The 24,666-nt window shown below is 64.5% G+C and carries 23 protein-coding genes and 2 pseudogenes; 14 read left to right on the plus strand and 11 right to left on the minus strand.

Annotation, left to right across the window (positions count from 1 at the left end; genetic code table 11):
• The 3 genes and pseudogenes from SE91_RS14575 to SE91_RS14585 form a co-directional block, all read right to left on the minus strand.
• A pseudogene (locus tag SE91_RS14575) lies at positions 1-216 on the minus strand (DUF2147 domain-containing protein); the annotation flags it as partial.
• Positions 217-417: 201 nt separating this feature from the next.
• Positions 418-915, minus strand: coding sequence for a hypothetical protein (locus tag SE91_RS14580; protein ID WP_063921299.1), 498 nt, complete (start codon positions 913-915; stop codon positions 418-420).
• A 2-nt stretch (positions 916-917) separates the two neighbouring features.
• Positions 918-1,700 carry a transporter substrate-binding domain-containing protein gene (locus SE91_RS14585; RefSeq protein ID WP_061848061.1) on the minus strand — a complete coding sequence of 261 codons (783 nt, stop codon included), beginning with the start codon at positions 1,698-1,700 and terminating at the stop codon, positions 918-920.
• Positions 1,701-1,813: 113 nt separating this feature from the next.
• Between SE91_RS14585 and SE91_RS14590 the strand changes: the two genes are divergently transcribed.
• Positions 1,814-2,311, plus strand: coding sequence for a DUF1993 domain-containing protein (locus SE91_RS14590; RefSeq protein ID WP_061848062.1), 498 nt, complete (start codon positions 1,814-1,816; stop codon positions 2,309-2,311).
• A gap of 211 nt (positions 2,312-2,522) precedes the next feature.
• Here the strand turns inward: SE91_RS14590 and SE91_RS37060 are convergent, their stop codons facing one another.
• From SE91_RS37060 to SE91_RS14620, 6 genes are all read right to left on the minus strand, one after another.
• On the minus strand, positions 2,523-3,044 hold the full coding sequence (locus SE91_RS37060) for a hypothetical protein (RefSeq protein ID WP_061848063.1): 522 nt from the start codon (positions 3,042-3,044) through the stop codon (positions 2,523-2,525).
• 177 nt (positions 3,045-3,221) lie between these two features.
• A complete protein-coding gene (locus tag SE91_RS14600; RefSeq protein WP_061848064.1) occupies positions 3,222-4,211 on the minus strand; it encodes a hydroxyacid dehydrogenase in 990 nt (329 codons plus the stop codon).
• Positions 4,212-4,245: 34 nt separating this feature from the next.
• Complete coding sequence (locus tag SE91_RS14605; RefSeq protein WP_061848065.1) at positions 4,246-5,346, minus strand: ABC transporter ATP-binding protein; 1,101 nt, start codon at positions 5,344-5,346, stop codon at positions 4,246-4,248.
• A gap of 6 nt (positions 5,347-5,352) precedes the next feature.
• Entirely contained in the window at positions 5,353-6,264 is a 912-nt protein-coding gene (locus SE91_RS14610; RefSeq protein ID WP_060736086.1) for a carbohydrate ABC transporter permease, read from the minus strand.
• Positions 6,264-7,202, minus strand: a complete 939-nt coding sequence (locus tag SE91_RS14615) for a carbohydrate ABC transporter permease (protein ID WP_060736085.1) — start codon at positions 7,200-7,202, stop codon at positions 6,264-6,266. The genes SE91_RS14610 and SE91_RS14615 overlap by 1 nt, the downstream gene beginning before the upstream one ends.
• Positions 7,203-7,331: 129 nt before the next feature.
• Positions 7,332-8,672 carry an ABC transporter substrate-binding protein gene (locus SE91_RS14620; RefSeq protein WP_060736084.1) on the minus strand — a complete coding sequence of 447 codons (1,341 nt, stop codon included), beginning with the start codon at positions 8,670-8,672 and terminating at the stop codon, positions 7,332-7,334.
• A 501-nt stretch (positions 8,673-9,173) separates the two neighbouring features.
• On the opposite strand from SE91_RS14620, the gene SE91_RS14625 reads away from it, so the two are divergent.
• Both SE91_RS14625 and SE91_RS14630 read left to right on the plus strand, forming a co-directional pair.
• Entirely contained in the window at positions 9,174-9,998 is an 825-nt protein-coding gene (locus SE91_RS14625) for a Spy/CpxP family protein refolding chaperone (RefSeq protein WP_061848066.1), read from the plus strand.
• 112 nt (positions 9,999-10,110) lie between these two features.
• The gene (locus SE91_RS14630) at positions 10,111-10,488 is read left to right on the plus strand and encodes a response regulator (RefSeq protein ID WP_061848067.1); all 378 of its coding nucleotides are present in this window, start codon (positions 10,111-10,113) and stop codon (positions 10,486-10,488) included.
• 91 nt (positions 10,489-10,579) lie between these two features.
• On the opposite strand, the pseudogene SE91_RS35340 reads toward SE91_RS14630, so the two are convergent.
• Together SE91_RS35340 and glk are read right to left on the minus strand one after the other, a co-directional pair.
• Positions 10,580-10,777: pseudogene (locus tag SE91_RS35340) on the minus strand (hypothetical protein); the annotation flags it as partial.
• A gap of 142 nt (positions 10,778-10,919) precedes the next feature.
• Entirely contained in the window at positions 10,920-11,906 is a 987-nt protein-coding gene (gene glk / locus SE91_RS14635) for a glucokinase (protein WP_061848068.1), read from the minus strand.
• Between the two features lie 269 nt (positions 11,907-12,175).
• Between glk and pncA the strand changes: the two genes are divergently transcribed.
• From pncA to SE91_RS14690, 11 genes are all read left to right on the plus strand, one after another.
• Positions 12,176-12,802: a bifunctional nicotinamidase/pyrazinamidase gene (pncA, locus tag SE91_RS14640; RefSeq protein WP_061848069.1), complete on the plus strand. Its 627-nt coding sequence runs from the start codon at positions 12,176-12,178 to the stop codon at positions 12,800-12,802.
• Between the two features lie 16 nt (positions 12,803-12,818).
• On the plus strand, positions 12,819-13,937 hold the full coding sequence (locus tag SE91_RS14645; RefSeq protein WP_061848070.1) for an alpha/beta fold hydrolase: 1,119 nt from the start codon (positions 12,819-12,821) through the stop codon (positions 13,935-13,937).
• Positions 13,938-14,075: 138 nt separating this feature from the next.
• The gene (locus SE91_RS14650) at positions 14,076-16,109 is read left to right on the plus strand and encodes an NAD(+) synthase (protein ID WP_061848071.1); all 2,034 of its coding nucleotides are present in this window, start codon (positions 14,076-14,078) and stop codon (positions 16,107-16,109) included.
• Between the two features lie 139 nt (positions 16,110-16,248).
• Entirely contained in the window at positions 16,249-16,524 is a 276-nt protein-coding gene (locus tag SE91_RS14655; protein WP_502687141.1) for a hypothetical protein, read from the plus strand.
• 89 nt (positions 16,525-16,613) lie between these two features.
• Positions 16,614-17,861, plus strand: a complete 1,248-nt coding sequence (locus SE91_RS14660) for a DUF1236 domain-containing protein (protein ID WP_061848072.1) — start codon at positions 16,614-16,616, stop codon at positions 17,859-17,861.
• Positions 17,862-18,310: 449 nt separating this feature from the next.
• A complete protein-coding gene (locus SE91_RS14665) occupies positions 18,311-19,126 on the plus strand; it encodes a sugar phosphate isomerase/epimerase family protein (RefSeq protein WP_061848073.1) in 816 nt (271 codons plus the stop codon).
• A gap of 29 nt (positions 19,127-19,155) precedes the next feature.
• On the plus strand, positions 19,156-20,793 hold the full coding sequence (locus SE91_RS14670) for an ABC transporter substrate-binding protein (protein WP_061848074.1): 1,638 nt from the start codon (positions 19,156-19,158) through the stop codon (positions 20,791-20,793).
• Between the two features lie 3 nt (positions 20,794-20,796).
• Positions 20,797-21,780, plus strand: coding sequence for an ABC transporter ATP-binding protein (locus tag SE91_RS14675; RefSeq protein WP_061848075.1), 984 nt, complete (start codon positions 20,797-20,799; stop codon positions 21,778-21,780).
• Complete coding sequence (locus SE91_RS14680) at positions 21,777-22,763, plus strand: ABC transporter ATP-binding protein (protein WP_061848076.1); 987 nt, start codon at positions 21,777-21,779, stop codon at positions 22,761-22,763. The genes SE91_RS14675 and SE91_RS14680 overlap by 4 nt, the downstream gene beginning before the upstream one ends.
• The gene (locus SE91_RS14685) at positions 22,763-23,692 is read left to right on the plus strand and encodes an ABC transporter permease (RefSeq protein ID WP_061848077.1); all 930 of its coding nucleotides are present in this window, start codon (positions 22,763-22,765) and stop codon (positions 23,690-23,692) included. Before SE91_RS14680 ends, SE91_RS14685 begins: the two co-directional genes overlap by 1 nt.
• On the plus strand, positions 23,689-24,549 hold the full coding sequence (locus tag SE91_RS14690) for an ABC transporter permease (protein WP_061848078.1): 861 nt from the start codon (positions 23,689-23,691) through the stop codon (positions 24,547-24,549). Before SE91_RS14685 ends, SE91_RS14690 begins: the two co-directional genes overlap by 4 nt.
• Positions 24,550-24,666 lie beyond the last annotated feature (117 nt).

Genomic DNA, 24,666 nt, shown 5'->3' on the forward strand with positions numbered 1-24,666 from the left:
CGCTTGCGGATCGGCCGTGGCCTGCTGCGGCGCCTGCTCGTTCTTCTTGGCCTTCTTGGCCTTGCCTTGGCCGGTGTTGTCGTACACGCCGGGAATCTGCACCGTGCCGCGGTCCGGATCGATGCGGATGGTGCGCCCGCCATATTCGAAAGTGTACTGGGCTTGAGCAGCTGTGCTCGCCAAAAGGAATGCGGCCGCGGCCACCAGCTTCCTCATTTCCATCTCCTGATCAGATAGTCCCCGAACCGACGCTTACGCCCCGGTTCAATCTTCGAAAGTGATCTAGATCACTGTCCTCGGTATGAGTCGTGCGCGCGCCGACCTTGGTTCAATAACGCCGAACTCGGCCCGGAGTTGGGTGGGGCGGCCGCGCTTCAATATGGCGCGCCTGACCGGCGAAGATTCAGCGCGCCGCGTCTACTTCCGCGGACAACCCGCATCGGCCGCCTGTTGGGCGCGGGCAAGCGCTGCGTCGTTGGCCTTATCGGCATGAACATCGACCGAACCGACGAGGCAGGCTTTTGCGCCGCTGATCGCGAACACGGAGAGCTCCTGGAGCTCCTTCGCATCGTCGACCGTTCGCCAGGTACGGATCACCGCGGCCCTTGGGACACCGCCTCGCATGATCCATTGGACCTTTTCGCCAAACGACTTGCCGGCACCGCGCCATTGCGCAGTCGGTCCGGACACCTTCTCGATCGCGCTCCGAGGCGCAATCGTGATCGATACGATGTTGCCTTCGTCGGCAAAGCTCACCACGTAGCCGGCCGGACCCGGACAGGTCCACAGACCGAGCTCGTCCGTCGACTCGTCCTTGCAGGACGGCCCGGTGGCGGGCGTGAACGTCGTCTGCGCCAGCGCACCGTGGACGCCGCTGATCCCGAGCACGATCGCGACCGCCAATTCCCTTCGCATTGCTAGTCGAACCACGCTGCATAGATCTTCTTGTAACTGCCGTCTTCCATGGAGATGTGCAGCCACTGGTCGACGAAGGCTTTCAGCGCCATGTCGCGCTGGAGCCAATAGGCCTTCTCGGAGAAGTCGAACGGTTTTTCGGGATGCACCGCGCAGAGCACGCCGGCGTGCTGCTTCTGCTGGTAGCGCGTCTCGGAAGAGTCCGTCATCATCAGATCGGCGTTGCCCTTGGCGATCTCGTCGAAGATCACGGTGTTGTCGGGAAATACGGTGATCTCGGCCTCCTTGATGTTGGCACGCGCGAAGCGCTCGTTGGTGCCGCCGGGATTGACGATGATCCGGGTGCCCTTCTTGTCGATGTCGGGGATGCTCTGGTACTTGCCGACGTCGGCGCAGCGCGCGATCGGCGTCTTGCCCTCGCGCATGATCGGCGTGGAGAAAAAGCCCTTCTTCTGCCTATCGAGCGTGACCGAGACGCCGCCCATGGCGATGTCGAACTGGTCGGCCTCGAAATCCTTCATCAGCTTCGGCCAGGCCGTCGGCACGAATTCGACCTTGACGCCGAGCGCCTTGCCGAGCGACTGCGCCATGTCGACGTCGAAGCCGCTGAACTGCTGCGTGGTCTTGTCCAGATAGGAGAAGGGCTTGTAGTCGCCGGTCATGCCGACGCGCAAGGTGCCGCGCTTGACGATCTCGTCGAGGCGCGAGGGCGATGCCTGCTGTGCCAGCGCCGAGACATTCACCAGCAACGTCACGGCCAAAGCGGTGCAGATTCGAACGATCATCTCTTTTCCACCCATGCCCGAGCTGTCATTGTGCAGCTCTTGAGTGTGGATTTAGACCAGATGCTCGTCGCTGGCGAGGTGGAAGTGAAGGAAATTCAGAGATGACGATTTCGATGTACGAGGCTTCGGTGGGCCTCTTCGTGCCGTATTTGCAAAATCTGTCGGCGCTACTCGACAAGAGCGTCGCCTATGCCGAGACCCGTAAGTTCAACCCGGCGGTCCTGCTCGGCATGCGCATGGCGCCGAACATGTACGATCTGGCGCAGCAGGTCGGCGAGGCCTGCCGCCATGCCACGGTCGCTCCGGCCTTGCTGGCCGAGCGCGAGCCGGTGGTGCTGCCGGTGCTCGAGCACGACATGGCCGGACTTCAGGCGCGCATCGCGACGTCGATCGAGTTCATCGAGAGCCTGCCGCGCGCCGAGATCGACGCGTCGGCCGAACGCAATGTTTTCTTCAGGCTGAAGAACGGCACCGAGCTGCCCTTCACCGGGCGGACGCTGCTGCTGACCTTCAGCGTCCCCCAGTTCTTCTTTCACGTGACGACGGCCTACGACCTCTTGCGGCACGCCGGCGTCGAGCTGGTGAAGAAGGACTTTTTGGGAAGGAAGTAGCGGCGGGTTCGATGTTCACTCGCCCCAGTGGGCAGGGCGATCGCATGTCGAGGAGATCTGCCTGCGGCCATCCTTCGAGACGCCCGCCGTTGGCGGGCCCTCAGGATGAGGACCCAGTGTGCGCTAGTTCGAACGAGCACCGAGGCTGCTTAGCCTCATCCTGAGGAGACCGCGAAGCGGTCGTCTCGAAGGACGAGGCGTGCGCTCAGGCCTACGCTTCGCCCTTGCGCTCGTAATCGGCGAGCGAGCTGCGGCCGGCGATCTCGCTGCGCAGCTCTTCGAAGCGACGGTGTGCCTCGTCCTCGCGCTCGTCGACGAAGCGCACGGCGGCCTCGCTCGTCATCGGGCCGCTGATCACGGGGGCGGATTGCTCGCCGATGGTCTCGTGGACGTAGAACTGGTCGTCGTCGCCGCGATGGACCGTCCATTTCAGCCGGATCGCCACCATCGGGCCGGGGCCGACCTTGCTGTAGCCGTCGGCGTCGGTGTGCTCCGGCACCAGCGGCTGCTCCTCGACCAATGGATGCTCGTCAACCGATGCATGCTCTTCGACCGACGGATGCTCTTCAGCCACCGCGTCGACGACCTGCCGATCGTCTGCGTCCGTGTGCTCGCGCTCTCCGGCGACCACGATCTCGGTCTCGGTCTTGCGAATGACGAGGACGGGCTCGGGGTTCTCCAGGATGCTGGCGATGGTCGCCAGCGTTTGGTCGGTCGGATCGATCTCTGACAAGGTTCATCCTCCAGCTCGACGCGCCGGCCAGTCTGTCCCCCTGCCGCCGCGTTTCCGACACCATTACGCGCGCTTGATTAAGGCTGAGTTGGGGCCCGATCTGCACCAAAATGGGACGCTTTCTGGCCTTCCGAAGGCGTGGATACTCATCGAGCCCCGGCCGCCGGCCCTGGCTCGTCAGCCCAGCACGTCCTGATTGATGATGTTCTGCCGGATCGGATCGCCGTCCAGCACACTGAGGATGTTGCGCGCAGTCTGCTCGCTCATGCGGCTCACTGCCTCGACGGTAACGCCGGCGACATGCGGAGCCATGATGACGTTGGGCAGCGCGAACAGTGCGTTGCTGATTGGCGGCGGCTCGACCTCGAACACGTCGATACCGGCGCCGGCGAGCTTTCCGGAGGTGAGGGCGTCGTACAGCGCACCTTCCTTCACGATGCCGCCGCGCGCGGTGTTGATGAGATAGGACCCCGGCTTCATCCGGCCGATACGCGCCGCATCGAACAGGCCGACGGTTTCCGGCGTCTTCGGGCAGTGGATGGTGACGAAATCGGCATTCGGCAACGCGGCGTCGAGATCGGCGACGGGCTCGCAGCCGGCCGCCTTGATGTCGGCGGCGGGTTTGTAGGGATCGTAGACCTGGACGTTCATTTCCATCGCCAGGCAGCGCTTGGCGGTACGGCTGCCGATGCGGCCGAAGCCGATGATCAGCACGGTCTTGCCGTAGAGATCGAACGGCAGCATGCCGAGGCGATTGGCCCACTGGCCGTCCTTGACGCAGGCGTGCATCTCGTTGGCGCGCTTGGCCAGCGTCAGCATCATGAACAGCGCCTGCTCGGCGACCGAGGGCGAGTTGGCGCTGCCCGCGACCATCAGCGGCACCTTGCGGCGGGACAGGGCAGGCACGTCGACGGCGTCGTAGCCGACGCCGATGCGGGTCACCACCTTCATGTCTCTTGAGGCTTCGAGCTCGGTCTCGCCGAAGGCCGTGGCACCCAGCGCCACGCCATGGACGGGAGCGTGGCTCTTCAGCAGGGCCTCGAAATCCTTGGCCGAGATCAGGTTCGCGAATTCGACGAGCTCGATATCGTCGCGCTGGGTAAGGAGGGCGCGCGCCCCTTGCGACAAAGTTTGCGTAACGAAAATCTTATTCTTGTTGGTCGCCATCGTCCCCTGCCTGCGCGAGTTTCTTGTCCGACCCTCATAACACGAGGCCGGACGCCTCGTTTAGCAGGTGCATGTTGTTGAGGTCCATCGCCAAACGCATGGGTGCTCCGTCCTTGGCGCCGGCATTGGGATTGACGCGACCGCAGATCGGCGTGCCCTCGAGCCCGAAATAGACCAGCGTCTCCATCCCCATTGGCTCGGTGACGTCGAGCACGGTCTCGAAGGTCTCGACGCCGGGTTCGAGATGCGCATGCGCCTCGGTGAGATGCTCGGGGCGAAGGCCCAGCAGCAGCTTCTCGGTGCGCGGCAGCGCGTTGTAGCGCGCGGCGCGGGCCGGCGGCAGCGGAAAGGCGATGCGGTCGGTCAGGCGGATCTGGAGCGTGCCGCCGACATCTTCGAGCCGGCACGGGATGAAGTTCATCGCGGGCGAGCCGATGAAGCCCGCGACGAAACGCGTCGCAGGCTTGTGGTAGAGCTCGTTCGGCGTGCCGATCTGCTCGATCTTGCCCTTGTTCATGACCACGACGCGGTCGGCCAAGGTCATGGCCTCGACCTGGTCGTGGGTGACGTAGACCGTGGTGGTGCGCACCTTCTGGTGCACCTTCTTGATCTCGATCCGCATCTGCACGCGGAGTTTCGCGTCGAGATTGGACAGCGGCTCGTCGAACAGGAAGACCTTTGGATTGCGCACGATGGCCCGGCCCATGGCGACGCGCTGGCGCTGGCCGCCGGAGAGCTGCTTCGGCTTGCGGTCGATCAGGTCGGTGATGTCGAGAAGGCGGGCGGCCTCGGTCACCCGCGCCTTGATCTCGGCCTTGGGATAGTGCTTCAGGCGCAGGCCGAACGACATGTTCTCCGCGACCGTCATGTGCGGATAGAGCGCGTAGTTCTGGAACACCATGGCGATGTCGCGGTCCTTCGGCGGCACGTCGTTGACGATGTCGCCGCCGATCATGATGTCGCCGTCGCTGATGTCCTCGAGGCCGGCGATCATGCGCAGCGTCGTCGACTTGCCGCACCCGGAGGGGCCGACCAGTACGATGAACTCATGATCGGCGATGTCGAGGTCGATGCCGCGCACGGCTTCGACATCGTCGTAACGCTTAACTACCTTCCGCAAAGCAACGTCAGCCATGAGACATCAACCCTTTGTCGCACCGGCGGTCAGGCCGGCAATGTAGTAGTCCATCAGGAACGCGTAGATGATCAGCGGCGGCGCGGCGCCGAGCAATGCGCCGGTCATGATCTGCCCCCAGTTGAAGACGTCGCCCTTGATCAGCGTGGTGGTGATGCCGACCGGCAGCACCAGCTGATCCACCGACGTCGTGAACACCAGGGGATAGAGGAACTGCGCCCAGGAGACGGTGAAGGCGAAGATGGTCGCGGCGATCAGCCCGGGCAGGGCGACGGGGATGAAGATCCGCGTCAGCGTCTGCAGCCAGGAGGCGCCGTCGATGAGGGCGGCCTCGTCGAGCTCTTTCGGGATCGAGGCGAAATAGCCGATCATGATCCAGGTGCAGAACGGCACCGTCAGCGTCGGATAGATGAACAGCAGCACGTACCATTTGTTGAGCAGCGTAATGCCGGTCACGTCCTGGACAACCGCCAGCATCTTGAACAGCGGAATGAACAACAGGCTGTCGGGGACCAGGTAGGTCAGGAAGACGCCGGTCGCGAGCGTCGTCGACCCCCAGAACTTCATCCGCGCCAGCGCGAACGCCGCGGGAATGCTGATTAGCATCGTCACGATCACGACGACGATGGAGACGATGGCGGAATTCCAGAAGAAGCGCAGAAACTGGTTGGAGGTCAAAAGCTCCACGTAGTTCGACAGGGTGGGATTGAACACCCACCAGGGATTGGTCGCCGCCGAAATCTCCGCGCTGCTCTTGAGCGAGGTGATCAGCATGTAGATCGGCGGGGTCAGCGAGAAGATCGCGAACAGCACCAGGAAGAAGTACGACCAGCGCAGTGCCCAGGCGCGATCCCGGCTCATGCTGCGGTATTTGACCTTCCGCGTGGGGCCGCTTTTGTCGATTGCGAGCGTGCTCATCAGGCTTCGTTCCCACGTTTGCTGACATCGCGCAGAATGAAGATTGCCGCGACTGCGAGGATTGGCACCATGAACAGCGAGACGCAGGCTCCGAGCGGAATGTCGCTGCTTTGAATGCCGACCTGGAACGCCCAGGTGGCGAATATGTGCGTGGAGTCCAGCGGGCCGCCCGAGGTCAGGATTCGCACGATGTCGAAATTGGCGAAGGTGACGATCAGCGAGAACAGCGTGGTGATGGCAATGATGTTGCGCATCATCGGCAGCGTCACGTACCAGATCCGCTGCCACCAATTGGCGCCGTCGATGGCGGCCGCCTCATAGAGCTGGTCCGGCACCGATTTCAGCGCCGCCAGATACATGATCATGAAGAAGGGTGCGCCGTACCAGACGTTGACGAGGATGACCGAGAAGCGCGCCCAGAAGGTGTCGCCGAGCCAGGGAATCGGGCCGATGCCGAAGAACGACAGCGTGTAGTTGAAGGCGCTGTAGGAGGGGTCGAACAGCCATAGCCAAGCCAAAGTGCTCATCGCGGGCGGGATCACCCACGGCACCAGCAGCATGCCGCGCCATTTGCGTTGGCCTTTGGCCGGCAAATTGTGCACGAAATGAGCGACGATGAAGCCCAGCAGCGCTTTGAAGAACACCGCGGTGATGGCGAAGATGCAGGACTGCCTCACGACCATCCAGAACGTGTCGCGCTTGAACAGGAAGGTGAAATTGCTCAAGCCGACGAACTTCTGCATCGACTTGTTCAGCGTCGCCAGATGCACGGAGTAGAACGCCGGATAGAGCACGAGCGAGGCAATCAGCAAAATCAGCGGCAGCGTCAGCAGGAACGCCACCGTCGATTTCCGCCCGAGAACATTGCGAAGGCTGGTTCGTTTGCGCGAGCTTGCGGCGCGGACGGAGCGAGCTTGCTCAACGACGACATCGGCCATGGTCAGACTTTCCTGCGGAAGGTTCAATGCAAGCCGGCCATATCGGTCGGCTTCTCTCGAAAGAGGATGGAACGGTCGGATGGTCGGCGGCTCACGCGCAAGCGCGCGAGCCGCCGTGGTCCACCGGCATCAGCTCCGCATGAAGCCTTCGCACTCACCCTCGGCCCAGGCGAGCGCCTGCTCCATCGTCTCGCCGCGCGCATACCGCAGCGCCAGCTTGGTCAGCGTCGCCTGGCTGTAGATCTGCTGTGCGATCTTCGGAGGAGCCGGCGAGGCCGCGATCGACATCGTCTGGCGGCCATGCGGGTCGGGATAGCTGTAGAGCGTGCCCTTCGGCGGCCCTTCCTCGGCCCACGTCTTCAGCTTCGTCATGTTTGCGAAAGCCGGGAGGTCGTAGCCGCCGCTCGCCGCGACGAACTTTTCGATCGACGAGGGCTGCGACAGATGGGTCAGCAGGCTCTTGGCGGCTTCCTTGTTCTTGCCGAAGGCCCAGACGCCCCAGAAATACGGCAGGAACGGTGCGAAGCGGCCCTTCGGACCGGCCGGCATGCCGTGGGTCCAGCATTGCTCAGCGACTTGTGGTGCGTCGCGTTTGGCAACCGCCCAAGAGCTCGGCGGATTCAGGATCAGTGCGCCGCGGCCGGAGATCAGCCATTTGTTGTTGGACGCGTCATCCCAGGAGGCAGCGTCCGCCGGCAGCACCGCGATCAGCTTCTTGTAGAACTCGAGCGCCTGACGCACGGCGTCGGTCTTCACGGTGATGTCGCCCTTGGCGTTCACGAGCTCGGCGCCGAATGACTGGAAGATCGCGCCGGCGGTGTCGACGCTATCGGTGGTCTCGCCGAGGCCGATCCCGAACGGGACGCCGGCCTTGTTGCAGGCTTCGGCGGCCTTGAGGAAGGTGTCCATCGTCCAGTTCTCGTCCTTGGGCGTGCTGCCCGCCGGATACATCTCCTGGACGTCGATGCCGGCATGCTTCTTCATCAGGTCGATGCGCGAGCAGGGGCCCTTGATCTGGCTGCCGACGGTGGCAGGAACCGCAAGCCATTTGCCGCCGGCCTGGCCGAGATATTTGGTGGTGCCGTTCACCTCGCCGTTCTGCTTGATGATCGGCCCCATGATGTCGGTGACCGGCTCGAGCTGGTCTGCATAGGCGTGCGGCCACCAGGTCGGCATCTGCAGAATGTCGTGACCGGATTTCGCCTGCGCTTCGGCGGCGACGGTCAGCTCGAGCTTTTTGTTGTTGCTGGTGATGTAGTCGATGGAGACTTCGACCTTCTCCTTGGCGGCCCATTCGTTGACGAGGTCGGTGGAGGCCTTGTTCGCGCCGGGGACCCAATGGTCCCAGAAGCCTATCGAGAGCTTGCCGGCGGCGTAGGCGCCCCGGACATAGGGCGCTGAGATCAGCGCCGCGGAGGACATTGCAGTGGCAGCCACAAATTGACGTCGAGTCAGTGTCTTGCGTGACATCTCATTTCCTCGCCTGGGTGCTTGTTGTTGGAGTTTCCTCTGAGACTTTCTTTTCGAGTTTTTATTGTTCGATTTTCTTATTGGTGCCGCCGGCCTGCGAGGGCAATTCACGCAAGCGGCAGCAAATTGGTAGCGCGATCAGATCATGATTGATCGCATCTGTCGAGAAAGCCGAACGGCTTCTTTCTCAAACTAATGTCGTGCTCGGCCCCGTCACGATCGCATGTCCGGATCATCCGTTGCACGTCGATGCGAGGTTCATTTTGCGATGCACACCTTGCGCAAACGAGTCCGCGAGCGATCCGTGCGCAATTACGCCGCAGTTTCAAATAAGCCTGCATAACCGCTTCGCGTGAAAGAGTTTTCGGGCGTGGACGGCAATCGGCTGCGTCTGGACCTCGGCGCGGCCGAAACGGTAGAATTGAACTCGAGAGTTGTACTCGAGAGTTGTACTTGGGCGGGCTCGCCCGTCAGACACGCTGATCGACGATGGAGACGAGAATGATCAAACCGGCGCTGCGAGCGCGGCTTCACCTGCGACGATGGTTTGCGCTGGGATCGGTGCTCGCGCTGCTGCTCGGCACGGCCGCGGTGGCGAATGCCCAAGGTCTGGTCAAAGGCGTTCAGGAGGGGGCGGCGGCAGGAAACAAGGCGGCAGGTCCGGTCGGCGGCGTGCTCGGTGGCGCCATCGGCGGCGTGGTCGGCGTTTTCACCGGCGTGCTGGGCGTTGGCAACAATCCCAACCAGGCACCGCCGCCCAAGGAGCCCAACAGGGAGGCCGGTAAGGATGCGAAGGACTCCAAGCAGCCTGGCAAGGACAAGGATGCCAAGAGCGCCAAGGCAAGCAAGGGCACCAAAGCGACCAAGGAAGCCAAGAACGCCCCGCCGGGCGGCAAAGATAATAAGGACAGCAAGGACAATAAGGATAATCAGGGCGTCACGGTCCTGACCCAGCCCGGCGCACCGCAGCAGACCGCGGAGCAGATCGTCGCCAACAGCGATGCCTATATCGAGAGGATCAAGACCGAGCTGAACCTCACGCCCGATCAGGAGAAGCACTGGTACGGCTTCTCAAGCGCGATGCACTACCTGGGACACAATGGTGCGGAGCGGCTCAACCTGCGGGTTGCCCGCGCCAAGCGCGATCCGCCCGACGACATCATCGAACAGATGCGCAATGAGTCGCAGTTCCTGATTGACCGGGCTGCAGACCAGCGCAACGTCGCCGACGCGGCCGAGCCGCTCTTTTCGAGCCTCGACGACAAGCAGAAGCAGGTCTTCATCCAGGAGATGGTGCGCCTGAGCCACGAGCGCGGGTTGGATTGATCAAGTTGAATCGGATCGGCCGCGTCTGAATTAACGGAGCTCGCCACGAAATCGTGTATCCTCTCCGCAATTCGGGTATGGTTAGCTTGGTAAGGCTGACTGTGGGGTTGATATGGCGGACGGACTCTCCGTTTTCCTGGTCGAAGACGAGGCGTTGATCCGGATGATGATGGCCGACATGGTGGAGGAACTCGGCCACCACGTCGTCGCGGAAGCGGACAATGTGCGCGACGCCAGCGCCTTCGCCATGACCGCGCAATACGATCTGGCCATCCTCGACATCAATCTGATGGGCGTCTATGTCGACCCCGTCGCCGACCTGATCGAGCGCCGCGGCAAGCCGTTCCTGTTCGCCACGGGCTACGGCCCGGAGTTGCTGCCGTCCTTGCTGCGGCGCAGGCCCATCCTGCGCAAGCCGATCGCCATGGATCAGCTCAAGGCAATGATCGATTCGATGTTTCCGGAAGCACCGGTGAAGACCCCGCACTGAGCGACGGCGAAGATGCTGTACTGGGGGACGGTAAAGATGCCGTACTGAGTGCATCGATCGGACCGCGCGTGATGAGCGCGAGGTCGCGGTATCGGCCGTTCTTCAACACTGTAGCAATGGTCTGTGCCGTCATGGCGGCGCGATCCGAGGCGCGCTGGGCCGCCAGCCGGTCCTTCGCCTTCTCCTCGATCAAGAGCTCGATCAAGGCCAGTCGCTTGTCGTCGTTATCCGCCTCGGTCAGCAGGCGGTGATAGCGGTGATATTCGAAACCCAAATCCTGCTTACGCATGTCACGCCCCTCGCAACTACGCCACACACAGGGCAGGATTGTTTCGCATCGGGAACAACCAGGCAAGCAGATCCTGCGTGGAATCGCGCGGACACCTTAATCAGTTGTGAATCATGGAACCGGTAGGAACTGACGCCGTCGCTCAAGTCGCATTGTGCTCGGCGAACATGTTGAGCCCGACGAAGCTCGCATCCGGCTTGATGACCAGCCGGGTTGGAATGTTGCGCAAGTAATCCTGGAAGCGTCCCTTGGCCTCGAAGCGTACGCGGAAGGCGGAGGCCGCGAGGAATTCCGGAAAGCGCGGCGCGATTCCACCGGCAATATAGACACCGCCGCGGGCGCCAAAGGTCACCGCGAGATTGCCGGCGACCGAGCCGAGGATGGCGCAGAACATGTCGAGCGTCGCGCGGCTGATCGGGCAGCTGCCCTCCAGCGCGGCTTTGGTGATGGCGGCGGGATCACGATGCGGCACCTGGGCGCCATCGACCTCGGCCAGAGCCTCGTAGAGACTTTGCAGGCCGGAACCCGAGAGCGCGCCGCGCTCGATCGAGACATGGCCGAGCCGCTTGCGCAGACAGGCGATCACGCGTTCTTCGCGCTCGTTCTCCGCCGGCAGGGTCGCGTGACCGGCCTCCGTCACCACCGCCAGCCGCGCGCCATGGCGCTCGACCAGACAGGACACGCCAAAGCCGGTTCCCGGACCGACCACCAGCAAGGGTTCGCCGGGCAGGCCATCCTGTCCACCGAGCGGGATCAGGTCGGCAGGCTGCAAGGCGGGAAGGGACCAGGCCACCACCTCGAAATCGTTGAGCACGTGGACGCTGTCGAAGCCGAGGGCGGGTTGCAGCTCGTTGCTGTCGATGACCCAGGGACTGTTGGTCATGACGCAGCGGTTGTTGGTCACGGGCCCCGCCACTGCCAGCACGGCTCGTCGAGGCGTCTGGCCACCGGAGCGGCGTGCGAGGACATCGACGATGGCTTCCCGGACGGTTGGGAAGTCGGCGACCTTCACATAGTCGATTGGTCCGGCTGGATCGCGGCCGCTGGAATCGACCTGGCTCAGCGCGAAGCGCGCATTGGTGCCGCCGATATCGGCGAGAAGAATCTGTCCTGTCTTGCCGATGGTCATGGCGATATGGCTGCCACAGCTTTGCCGGCTGCGGGAACCGCTTCCTCCGCTTTCTCCGATCGCAAATTGCGAACGGCTTCCAGAATCCGTCCTTGGGTGCGGCTAGTCAACACGGACGACATCAAACCGTTGCATCCCGACAGCCCGTCCGTTGACTAATTCGCGCAGCCTTTCGCACCGGCCAGCGGTTGCGCGACAGCGCGGGAAGGCCGACAGTGAGGGAGCGCGCGCGGGACTAGCGCATCGCTCCGCAGATGGAATGAGAAACGATGAAGATTTCCGACCGCGACGTGCTGCTGGTGATCGACGTGCAGAACGATTTCTGCACCCGTGGAGCGCTCGCCGTTCCCGGCGGCGAGAAAGTCGTCCCCGCCATCAACCGAATCGCCCAAAAATTCGCCGATGTGGTGCTGACCCAGGACTGGCATCCGAGTGACCACGTCTCGTTCGCGCCGAACCATGCGGGCAAGCAGCCGTTCCAGACCATCGAGCTCGACTACGGCACCCAGGTGCTGTGGCCGACGCATTGCGTGCAGGGCACGGCGGGCGCCGAATTCCACCCGGAGATCAACGTCGACAGGGCGAACCTCGTGGTCCGCAAGGGCTTTCGCCGCGGCATCGATTCCTATTCGGCATTGTTCGAGAACGACAAGAGGACGCCGACGGGCCTGCTCGGATATTTGCGCGAGCGCGAGCTGAAGACCGTCTTCGTCGCCGGCCTGGCGCTGGATTTCTGCGTTCGCTTCTCGGCGGAGGACGCCCGCAAGGCAGGCTTCGAGGTTGCCGTCATCGAGGATGCCTGCCGCGGCATCGACCTCGATGGCTCCGTGGCCGCGGCTCATGGCAGTTTCAGGGAGCTCGGCATTTCGGTGATCAGCCTCGAAGCGTTCCTGTGAGGAGATCGAGATAGCTATGGCGGACAAGACCAGCAAACAGCCGCGCGGACCCGGGCAGGCCCCGGATGACCCACTGCTGTGGCCGTTTGCAGCAGCGCAGCTTGCCATGGACGCCTGCTTCTGGTGGCTCGATCGCGGTGCACCAGTGGAGCAGGATGAGAGCAATCTGCCCTGGACCACGCCGAACACGGTGGCGTTGGAGCTTGCGACCATGCGCCTGCGCGATTGCACGCGGACGCGCTCCGGCCAGCCGGCTCTGGTCTGTGCACCCTATGCGCTGCACCGGGCCCTGATCGCGGACTTCGCGCCCGGCCACAGCGTGGTGCAGTCGCTCCAAGCGAGCGGCATCGACCGGGTCTATCTCACGGAGTGGCGGTCAGCTTCGCCTGACATGCGCTATCTCTCGATCGACAATTACCTCTCCGATCTCAACGTCGCCATCGACGAGATCGGTGCGCCAGTCGATCTCGTCGGCCTGTGCCAGGGCGGCTGGCTGTCGCTGCTCTACGCGGCACGCTTTCCGGCCAAGGTGCGGCGTCTGGTCTTGGTCGGGGCCCCGGTCGACCTCTCGATCGAGTCGTCATTGGCGCGGCTCACCCGCAACGCCCCCGAGCTGGTTTATGACCAGCTCGTCGCGCGCGGCGGAGGCAATGTCAGCGGCGAGGAGATGCTGCGCCTGTGGTCGAAGGCGCCAAGCCGCGACGACATCGAGGCGGCGTTGCAGAGGGATATTTCGGACGAGGAGGGCGCAGCCCTGCTCGCCCGTTTCGATCGCTGGAATACGGAGACGCTCGATCTGCCGGGCACTTATTATCTTCAGATCGTCAACTGGATCTTCCGGGAGAACCGGATTGCCGGCGGCAAATTCGTCGCGCTCGGCCGCACCATCGATCTCAAGGACGTCAACGTGCCGATCTTCGTGCTGGCCGGACTCGACGACGACGTCGTGCCGGCCGCGCAGGCGCTCGCCACCGCCGGTCTCGTCGGCACGCCGCCGCCCTTCATTGCGGCGGCGTCCGAGCCGACCAATCACCTCGGCCTGTTCATGGGAGCGCGGACCAACGCCCATGCCTGGCCCCGGATCGCCGAATGGCTGCGCGACGACCTGACCGGGGTGTTGGCCCGCAGCGCCTGACGTCGTGGGCGCCGGGCGGGAGCCATGCAATCCCGTTATGCCTGCCGGCGGATGGCCTGCACGGGACGCGGTCGATGGGTTACATATGACGTCGAATTGGCGGCTGCGGCCGCGACAAGATCAAGGGTACTGCGCTCGATGAGTTTCCATTCGATCTACGCCCACGGATTTGCACGCGTGGCCGCCTGCGTCACCACCTCCCATGTGGCAGATCCTTCGGCCAATGCGGAGGCTATCCTGGCCGCGGCGAATGCCTGCCACAAACAATCGGTGGCGGTCGCCGTGTTTCCCGAGCTGTGCCTGTCCGGCTATGCGATCGAGGACCTCGTCAAGCAGGATCCGCTGCTCGATGCGGTCGAGCGCGGGCTCGTGGCGATCGTCGAGGCCTCCTCGCCGCTGATGACGGTCCTGATCGTCGGCGCGCCGCTGCGCTCTGGCAATCGCATCTACAATTGCGCCGTCGTCATCCATCGCGGCAACATCCTCGGTGTGGTGCCCAAGAGCTATCTGCCGACCTATCGCGAATTCTACGAGGGACGGCACTTCGCCTCGGGCGCCGGCATCGCCGGAGAGACGATCTCCTTTGGTGGCTTGCACGCGCCGTTCGGTATCGATCTGTTGTTTTCGGCCGAGGACGTTCCGGGCCTCACCATCGGCGTCGAGATCTGCGAGGACATGTGGATCCCGGTGACACCCGCCTCGGAGCTCGCGCTTGCGGGCGCCAGCGTGCTCATCAACCTCTCGGGCAGCCCGATCACGATCGGCCGGGCGCGTTCGCGCGCGCTGCTGTGCCAATCGACATCGGCGCGCTGCCTTGCGGCCTACGTCTATTCCGCTGCGGGGGCAGGGGAATCCACCACCGATCTCGCCTGGGACGGTCAGACCTCGATCTACGAGAACGGCGTGCTCTTGGCCGAGGGCGAGCGGTTCCGCCAGGGCGGCCAGATCACCTATGCCGACATCGATCTCGACCTGCTCAGGCAGGAGCGCGCGTTGATGGGCACCTTCGACGACAACCGTTGCCAGCGCGAGGCGTTTTTCCGCAAGGTGACATTCGCCCTGAAGCCGCCGGCTGATGACATCGGCTTCCTGCGCAAGATCGAGCGCTTCCCGTTCGTGCCGAGCGATGAGAGCCTGCTCGAGCAGGACTGCTATGAGGCCTACAACATCCAGGTCGCCGGCCTCGTGCAGCGCATGCGCGCCACCGGCACCAAGCGCGTCGTGATCGGCGTTTCGGGCGGTCTCGATTCCACCCATGCTCTGATCGTCGCCGCCAAGGCGGTCGACCTGCTCGGCCTGCCGCGCGAGAACATTCTGGCCTATACCATGCCGGGCTTTGCCACCGGCAGCGAGAGCAAGACCCATGCGCTGGCGTTGATGAAGGCCTTGCAGACGAGCTGGCAGGAGCTCGACATCCGCACCACCGCGACGCAGATGCTGAAGGATATCGGCCATCCCTTCGGCAAGGGCGAGAAGGTCTACGACGTCACCTTCGAGAACGTTCAAGCGGGCCTGCGCACGGATTATCTGTTCCGGCTCGCCAACCATCATGGTGGCATCGTCATCGGAACCGGTGATCTCTCCGAGCTCGCGCTCGGCTGGTGCACCTATGGCGTTGGCGACCAGATGGCGCATTACAACGTCAATGCCGGCGTGCCGAAGACGCTGATCCAGCACCTGATCCGCTGGGTGATCTCTTCGAAACAGTTCAGTGACGACGTCAACCGCACGCTCGGCGCGATCCTGGCGGCCGAGATCTCGCCGGAGCTCGTGCCGGTGGAGGCCGGCGAGAAACCGCAGAGCACGGAAGCGGCCGTTGGGCCCTACGAGCTGCAGGATTTCAACCTGTTCTACACGTTGCGCTTCGGCATGCGTCCGTCCAAGATCGCCTTTATGGCGCAGCATGCCTGGAAGGACGCCGCCAAAGGGGAGTGGCCGCCGGCCTTCCCGACCGATCGGCGCAAAGCCTACGAGCTAGCCGAGATCCGGCGCTGGCTCGAAGTGTTCCTGCGCCGCTTCTTCGCCTTCAGCCAGTTCAAACGCTCGGCGATGCCGAACGGGCCGAAAGTCTCGGCCGGCGGCTCGCTGTCGCCGCGCGGCGACTGGCGCGCGCCGTCGGATGCGAGCGCCGCGGCGTGGCTCGAGGATCTCGAACAAAACGTGCCGACCTGATCGGGACGGCGGATCGACATGGGAGATGAGCGATGTCGGCCGGGGATGGAGCAGAGGCGGGTGCGGACGCCGGGGTCGTCAACGGCCTCTACATCTTCGACATCGAGATGCGTGACGGCAAGCGCGGACAAGCCAGGGCGTGGTCATGCTCTGCGACGGGCGCATCATGGGTGGGGACAGCTATTTCTACTACACCGGCAGCTACACGTTCCGGAACGGCAAGTGGCGCGGCGACATGATCGTCAATCAGCATACTGAAGCCGTCGGCAGGACGCTCGCATTCGCCGGCCGCGAGGTCACCTGCGGCTTTTCGGGGCACTATTCCGCCGGTGGCGCCGAGGTCGAAGGCATGGCGCTGGTCGGCAAGACCAGCGTGACCTTCACCGCCCGTCTCACGCTGAAGGATGCGATGTGAACCCGGCCTGATACCTCCTCGTTCCTGCTCAGGAACCTTCGCACCCACAGAACGTTCGCGTCTGTTGTTGTGATTTTGAGGAGAGGGACATGCGCAGGCACTTGATGTTATCGACCGCAGCTATCGGACTGATGCTTGCTTCCGGCGTTGCTTACGCCCAGGCACCCGGTGAGCGCAGGGACGAACCGAGACGAACCGAGGAACCGGCAAAGGGCGCCGGGCCGCAGCGCGGCGGAGCCCAGGAACGTGTTCAAGAGCGCGCGCAGGGCGCTCAAGAGCGACTCCAGGGCGCAGGCCGCGAAGACAAGGGCGGCGCTGCCAAGCAGGAGGCAAGTGACGACAAGCGCCAGTCACCGAGTTCTGCCGAGCGCAACCAACCAAAAACGAGGGATCAGGCACAAGAAACTCGCGAGCCTTCGCGCGATCGCAACCGTGAGGCCGAGAGCACGAAGCAGGGACGCGACAGCAAGAGCAGTGCTGAGACGAAGCAGGACAAATCGGCGCCACAGAAATCAACGGCCGAGTCCGAGAAGTCCAAGACTGGCCAGCAGAACGAGCGGACTGGCGCCACAGCCAACCAGAACGAGCGCAACCAGGCCCAGCCGCCACGCAATGCGGCCGAGCAACAGCCACCGGCGCAACAGAATAACAGGCCGGCCACCGCCACGGATACGAACCGGACAGCTCCCACCAACAATGCGCAGACCGCGCCCGGCACATCCAGCACACAGACCAACCAGGCCAATCAGACCACGCAGACCAACACGCAGGTCAATCAGCAGGCCCAGGTGACGACCGAGCGGCAGGTGCGGATCTCCGAAACGGTCAGTCGCGCACGGTTGGCGCAGCCGGAGCGCAATCTGAACATCTCGATCCGGGTCGGCGAGACGATTCCCTCGCGCGTGCGGCTGCATCGGCTTCCGCCCGAGATCGTCTCGATCGAGCCTGCCTATCGGGACTACGAATATTTCGCGACGGAGGACGAGGTCGTCATCGTGGAGCCGCGCTCGCATCGCATCGTCAGCCAGGTGCCTCGCGATCCCTCGCGGGCCCGCGCCCAAATGGGCGGCAGCACCTCGTCATCAAGCATGGCGGCGGCTGGCGGAAACATGGTGAACTGCCAGATCATGCGGCGCGACGCCTCCGGCAATGTAGCCCAGGCCGAGCCGACCACCGTGGGTTCGACAGCGCGCACAGATTCCCTGAGCGTGGTCGTCCAGATGCCCGGCGGCGGCTCGTCTGCGCCGATCGCCCTCGGCGCTCCCGCGGGCAATATCCTGGTCGCGACGCAAGGGCAGGGCGATTGCACGGTGACGCTGGAGCCGCAGACGCGCTAACCCAAAGATCACGCTGAAACGACAACGCGCCGCCCGGATGCCCCACCCGGACGGCGCGTTGCTGCGTTCAATCTAAAAAGTTTCGAGGTCCGGAGTGCCTAGGAGTCCGGACCTCGTCACCTTGCCCCAGCCTTCAATCCCCCGCCCCATGTGGTCCCCCAACCCCATGTCGCGCGATCAGAGGGTGATGCCCGTGGAAGTGGCCGCCGATCGATGTCCCGCGATGTACGCGAAGGTTAATTAGGATTCCATTCCGGATCACTACGGACATCGATACTGCTTGCCCTGTGTTCGTTCGGCATCGGTTGCGCGCATCGTTGCCCAATCGGAAAGCGACGGCCGACAAGATGTCCACATCTCACCGGCACCTCGCAACCTGCATTTCACCAGCCTGTCATTGAACTGGTCTAGCGCTGCTCACGTCATCGCTGACGGCCAAGGAGCAAGCCATGTCGAAGCCGGTGCTGGGCGCCGCATTGTCCATCAAATCGATCCCCGCGCATCGCGACTGGCTTCTGGAACGGCAGCGCGATCTCGAGGTCCAGGATTTCTTCCGCGCCGATCTGCTCGATAGCGACTGGCGCAGCGCGGCTAGCGACATCAAGCAGATGCTCGCGGGCCACACCGGCCGGCTCGGCATTCACGGCCCGTTCTGGGGCTTCAAGATCGATAGCCACGATCCCATGATCCGTCAGGCCGTGACCAAGCGCCTGCTCCAGGGGCTGGAAGCCGCCGAGTTCCTCGGCGCGACGCAGATGGTGATCCATTCGCCGTTCACGACCTGGGACCACAACAATCTCGATCTCTATCCCGATAACCGCGGCAATCTCGTCGAACGCGTCAAGGCGACGCTCGCCGAAGTCATTGCGCGCGCCGAGACGATCGGCTGCGAGATCGTCATCGAGAATATCGAGGACAAGGATCCGCGCGACCGCGTGCGCCTCGCCAGGGCGCTCGAAAGCAGCAAGGTCCGCGTTTCGCTCGATACCGGGCACGCCAATTACGCCCATATCTCCACCGGGGCACCGCCGGTCGATTACTACGTGGAAACCGCTGGTGACATGCTGACCCATGTGCACCTCCAGGACACCGACGGCTTTGCCGACCGGCACTGGGCGCCGGGCGAGGGCAACATCCCGTGGGTCGCGGTGTTCCGCGCGCTGGCACGGGTCAATTCCAACCCGCGGCTGATCCTCGAACTCCGCAACCATGACGACGTCCGTGCCGGCGCAGCCCATCTCGCCGCGCTCGGGCTTGCCGAATAACCGACATCACAAAGGGCAGGGTCACCATCATGAGCAAGCTCACCCGTCGCACCATCCTGAAATCCGGCGGCGCTGCCGCAGGCACGCTTCTCCTGCCGCGCTTTGCGATCGGGCAGGCCGACAATCGTCCGTCGGTGACGATCGCCGTGCAGAAGGTGACGAATGCCAACGTGCTCGACGTGCTGCGCGAACAGTCCAACGTCGGCGAGCGCGTGTTCTTTTCCTCGATCTGGGAAGGCCTGATCTCCAAGAACTGGCGCGGCAATCTCGAGGCCGTACCGGGTCTCGCCACCGAGTGGCGCCGCATCGACGACCAGACCGTCGAGCTGAAGCTGCGGCAGGGCGTCAAATTCCACAATGGTGACGAGCTCACGGCGGAGGACGTCGTCTTCACCTTCAGCCGCCAGCGCATGTTCGGCGAGACCGAGGCCAAGAGCCGCTCCACCATCCAGGCCTTCGAGAAGATCCCGACGCCGCGTCCCGGCAAGGAGCTGCCGCCGGATGTGCCCGCGGTCGCGCGCCGCATCTGGCCCGACCTCGTCCGCGTCGACGCCGTCGACAAGTACACGGTGCGCTTCTACAACGCGACGCCCGATGTCACGATCGAGGGCCGTCTGATGCGCTACGGCTCCGACATCATGAACCGTCGCGCCTGGGAAGAGTCCGCGAGCTATCTCGAGTGGGCTCGCAAGCCTGTCACCACGGGTCCCTACAAGGTCGTCGAGCTCAAGCCGGACGTCTCGCTGACGCTCGAAGCGCACGACGAATATTGGGGCGGCCGTCCGCCGCTCAAGCGCATCCGCTTCCTCGAAGTGCCGGAGGTCGCAAGCCGCATCAACGGGCTCTTGTCGGGTGAATACCAGTTCGCCTGCGACATTCCGCCGGACCAGATCGCCGGCATCGAGAAGAACGCGGCGTTCGAAGTGCAGGGCGGCACCATTCTCAATCACCGCCTGACCGTGTTCGACAAGAACCACGCCGTGCTCGCCAATCCGCTGGTGCGGCGCGCCTTCACCCATGCGATCGACCGCCAGGCGATCGTCGACAGCCTGTGGGCCGGCCGCACCCGCGTGCCGAAGGGCCTGCAATGGGAATTCTACGGCGACATGTTCAACGCCGATTGGAGCGTGCCGGCTTACGATCCCAAGCTCGCGCAGGATCTGTTGAAGAAGGCCAATTACAAGGGCGATCCGATCCCGTACCGGCTGCTCAACAATTACTACACTAATCAGGTCGCGACCGCGCAGGTGCTGGTCGAGATGTGGAAGTCGGTCGGCCTCAACGTCCAGATCGAGACCAAGGAGAACTGGTCGCAGATCATGGAGCGTGCGCCCACGCGCGCCGTGCGCGACTGGTCGAACTCGGCTGCCTTCAACGATCCGGTGTCTTCGCTCGTCGCCCAGCATGGCCCGAACGGCCAGCAGCAGCAAATCGGCGAATGGACCAATGTCGAGCTGAACAAGCTGTCGGAGTTCCTGGAGACGTCGACCGATCGCGCCGCGCGCAAGAAAGCGTTCCGCCGCATGCTGGAAATCGCCGAGCGCGAGGACCCCGCCTATACGGTGCTGCACCAGAACGCGACCTTCACGGCCAAGCCGAAATCGATCAAATGGAAGGCCGCGCCCGCCTTTGCGATGGACTTCCGCGCCGGCAATTTCGAGGCCTGAGCGGTGCCGCCGCTGGTCAGCATCAAGGACTTGCGCGTCGCCTTTGGCGGCGTGCCGGTCCTGCGTGGCGTCGACATCAGCTTGCAGAAGGGCGAGGCCCTCGGCCTCGTCGGCGAGTCCGGCTCGGGCAAGTCGGTGACGTGGCTTGCCGCCCTCGGCCTGCTGCCGCGTCACGCCTCGGTCTCCGGCTCGGTGCTGCTCGACAGCCGCGAGATCCTCGGCGCGCCCGCCGCCGCGCTCGACCAGGTCAGGGGCGGGCGCGTCGCCATGATCTTCCAGGATCCGGCCAGCGCCCTCAACCCGGTGCTGACCATCCGCAGGCAGCTCTGCGAAGCGCTGGCGCTGCATCGCGATCTCTCGGGTGAGGCGCTGAAGGCGGAAGCCCGGCGGCTGCTCGATCTCGTCGGAATTCCCGATGCAGCGAGGCGGCTGTCCGCCTATCCGCACGAATTCTCCGGCGGCCAGGTCCAGCGCATCATGATCGCGATGGCGCTCGCCGGAAATCCCGACCTGCTGGTTGCGGACGAGCCGACCACCGCGCTCGACGCCACCATTCAAGCCCAGATCCTGGAGCTGCTCTCCACGATCCGGGGCGAGATGCACATGGCGATGGTGCTCATCAGCCACGATCTCGGCGTCGTCGCCGAGAACTGCGACCGCGTCGCGGTGATGTATGCCGGCCGCATCGTCGAGCAGGCGCCCAGCAACCAACTGTTCGCCGATCCCGTGCACCCTTATGCGCAAGGCTTGATCGGCGCGCTGCCGCCGCTGGATGGACCGCGGCGGCGCCTCACCCCCATTCCCGGCACGGTGCCCGATCCCGCGCACATGCCCAGCGGTTGCGCCTTCGCGCCGCGCTGCATGCTGGCGGCCGAGCCGTGCGGCCATGCCGCGCCGAGCCTGGCGCCGATCGCAGATGACCGCAGCGTTGCCTGCATCCGCGCCGAGGCCTCGCGCCGCGCGCTGCTCGGGATCGCCGCCGAATGAGCCTGCCGCTTGTCGAGGTGTCCGCGATCTCGCGCAGCTATGCGATGCGTTCCGGAATGTTCGGCCGCGCGACGGCGGTTCATGCCGTCGACGGCGTGTCGCTGACGATTCCCAAGGGTGAGACGCTCGGCCTCGTCGGCGAGTCCGGCTCGGGCAAATCGACGACGGGCCGCATCGTGCTCGGCCTCGAGCCGCCCGATAGCGGCGAGGTGCGGTTCGACGGCAGGCCAATGGCTGCGCCGGGAACGGTTGCGTGGCGAGCCCAGCGCGCGCGCATGCAGATGATCTTCCAGGATCCCCTGGGCGCGCTCGACCGGCGGCTGCCGGTCGCGACGCAAATCCGCGAGCCGCTCGACATCCACGATCTCGGCACGCCGGCCGAGCGTGAGCACCGCGTCCGCGAGCTGCTGCGTGCCGTCGAGCTCACACCGGCCCATGGTGCGCGCTATCCCGGCGCGCTCTCCGGCGGCCAGCGTCAGCGCATCGTGCTGGCGCGGGCGCTGGCCACGAAGCCCGATTTCCTGGTCTGCGACGAGCCGGTCAGCGCACTCGACGTCTCGATCCAGGCGCAGGTGGTGAACCTGCTTTGCGATCTCCAGGCGCCACTGTCGCTGACGCTGCTGTTCATCAGCCATGATCTGCGTGTCGTCCGGCAGATCAGCAATGTCGTCGCCGTGATGTATCTCGGCCGCATCGTCGAGATCGGCAGCGCCGATGATCTGTTTGCGCGACCCGAGCATCCCTATACCCAGGCGCTGGTCTCGGCCTCGCCCGCGCCGGGCCGCCGCAGCGCGGGCCGCATCGTGCTTGCGGGCGATCCGCCGAACCCGGCTGCGCGGCCGCAAGGCTGCGCCTTCCATCCGCGTTGCCCGCGCGCCATCGCGCGCTGCAAGAGCGAGGTGCCCACGCTCGCGGCCGTGGGCGGCGACAGGCAAGTCGCCTGCCATCTCGTCACGGGCGCCGAGACGCGGGATGCAGCCTGATGGGACGCTATTTCGCCATCCGCATCGGACGCGCGGCGCTCACGATCGTGCTCGTGGTCACCTTCGCCTTCATCGTGCTGCGTCTCTCCGGTGATCCCGCGCTGATGATCCTGGGACCTGAGGCGCCGCCCGAGGTGCTCGCAGCATTCCGCAAGGCCTGGGGCCTCGATGATCCGATCTGGGCGCAATATTTCGACTATTTCGGCGCCATTGCCAAAGGCGAGCTCGGCCGCTCCATGCGCGACGGTCGTCCCGCGATCGAACTCGTGCTGGAGCGCATCCCCGCGACATTGGCGCTGACCTTGCCGGCCTTCTTCTTCAAGGTCGCGCTTGGCATTCCCGCCGGTATTTACGCCGCGCTGCATCGGGGCTCGGCCATCGACCGCGCCGTGATGATGACCGCGGTCGCCGGCTTCACGGTGCCGAGCTTCGTGCTCGCGCTGCTGCTCGTCCTCGTCTTCGCCGTGCAGCTTGGCTGGCTGCCGTCAGGCGGGCAGGACAGCTGGCGCCACGCCATCCTGCCCATTGCGACGCTGAGCCTCGGCGGTGCGGCCGTGCTGGCGCGCTTCACCCGCAGCGCCATGCTGGAGGTGCTGGGCCAGCCCTATATCCGCACCGCCTCGGCCAAGGGCGTGCCCTGGCGCAAGGTCGTGACCTCGCATGCGCTGCCGAACGCCGCGATCCCGACCGTCACCATTCTCGGCTTCATGGTGGGGACGCTGATCGCCGGTGCGGTCGTGGTGGAGAGCGTGTTTGCCTGGCCGGGCGTAGGGCGCCTGCTGGTCGTCGCCGTCGCCAACCGCGACCTCGCCGTCGTGCAATGCATCCTGCTGCTGGTCGCGATGACCATGGTGACCTCGAACCTGATCGTCGATTTCCTCTATGGCTTCCTCGACCCGCGCCTGCGCACCAAGGGAGCGCATGCATGACCGACGCGACGCTGAAGGACACCGCCACACGCCGGCGCATCAGCCTTCCGGCAATCCCGGTGTCGGTCGCGCTCGCGATCACCTGGATCGTCGCGGTGCTTGTCATCGCGGCGTTCGCCGAAAAAATTGCGCCCTACGGCTTCACCCAGCTCGACCTCCGCAACCGGCTTGCCGCGCCCGGCAATGCCGCGCACTGGCTGGGCACCGACGAGCTCGGCCGCGACGTGCTGTCGCGTCTTCTGGTCTCGATCCGCATCTCGCTCCTGATCGCGTTCGGCGCAACCGCGATCTCGGCCTTGGTCGGCACCACGCTCGGCTTTCTCGCCGCGCATTTTCGCGGGTTCGTTGAGCAGCTCGTGCTGATGCTGACCGACTTCCAGGCCAGCATGCCCTTCCTGATCATGGCGCTGGCTGTGCTCGCCTTCTTCGGCAATTCGCTGCCGCTCCTGATCGGCCTGATGGGCCTGTTCGGCTGGGAGCGCTACGCCCGCATCGCGCGCGGCCTTGCCATCTCCGCCAACGCGCAAGGCTATGCCGCCGCCGTGCGCCAGTTGGGCGCGACGCCGTCGCGCATCTACCTCCGCCACATCCTGCCCAACATCGCCTCCACTCTGATCGTCTCGACCACTTTGGTATTCCCCGAGGTGATCCTGATGGAATCAGGCCTGTCCTTCCTCGGCCTCGGCGTGCAGCCGCCGATGACCAGCCTCGGCAATATGGTCGGCTACGGCCGGGAATATCTGACCCGGGCGCCTTGGATCATGCTGGCCCCGGCGACCACCATCGTCGTGACCACGCTGGCCGTCTCGGTGATCGGCGACTGGCTGCGCGACCGGCTCGATCCGACGTTGCAATAGCGGCGGCGGTCTCGTGTCCCGGACGCGCAAAGCGCGAGCCGGGACCCAGGCGGCCGCAGCACTCACCGCCACATGGGCACCGGCTCTGCAGCGCATCGTCGAAGTGGCGCCGCGCTG

Source organism: Bradyrhizobium sp. DOA1 (assembly GCF_001593325.1).
Taxonomy (GTDB): Bacteria; Pseudomonadota; Alphaproteobacteria; order Rhizobiales; family Xanthobacteraceae; genus Bradyrhizobium.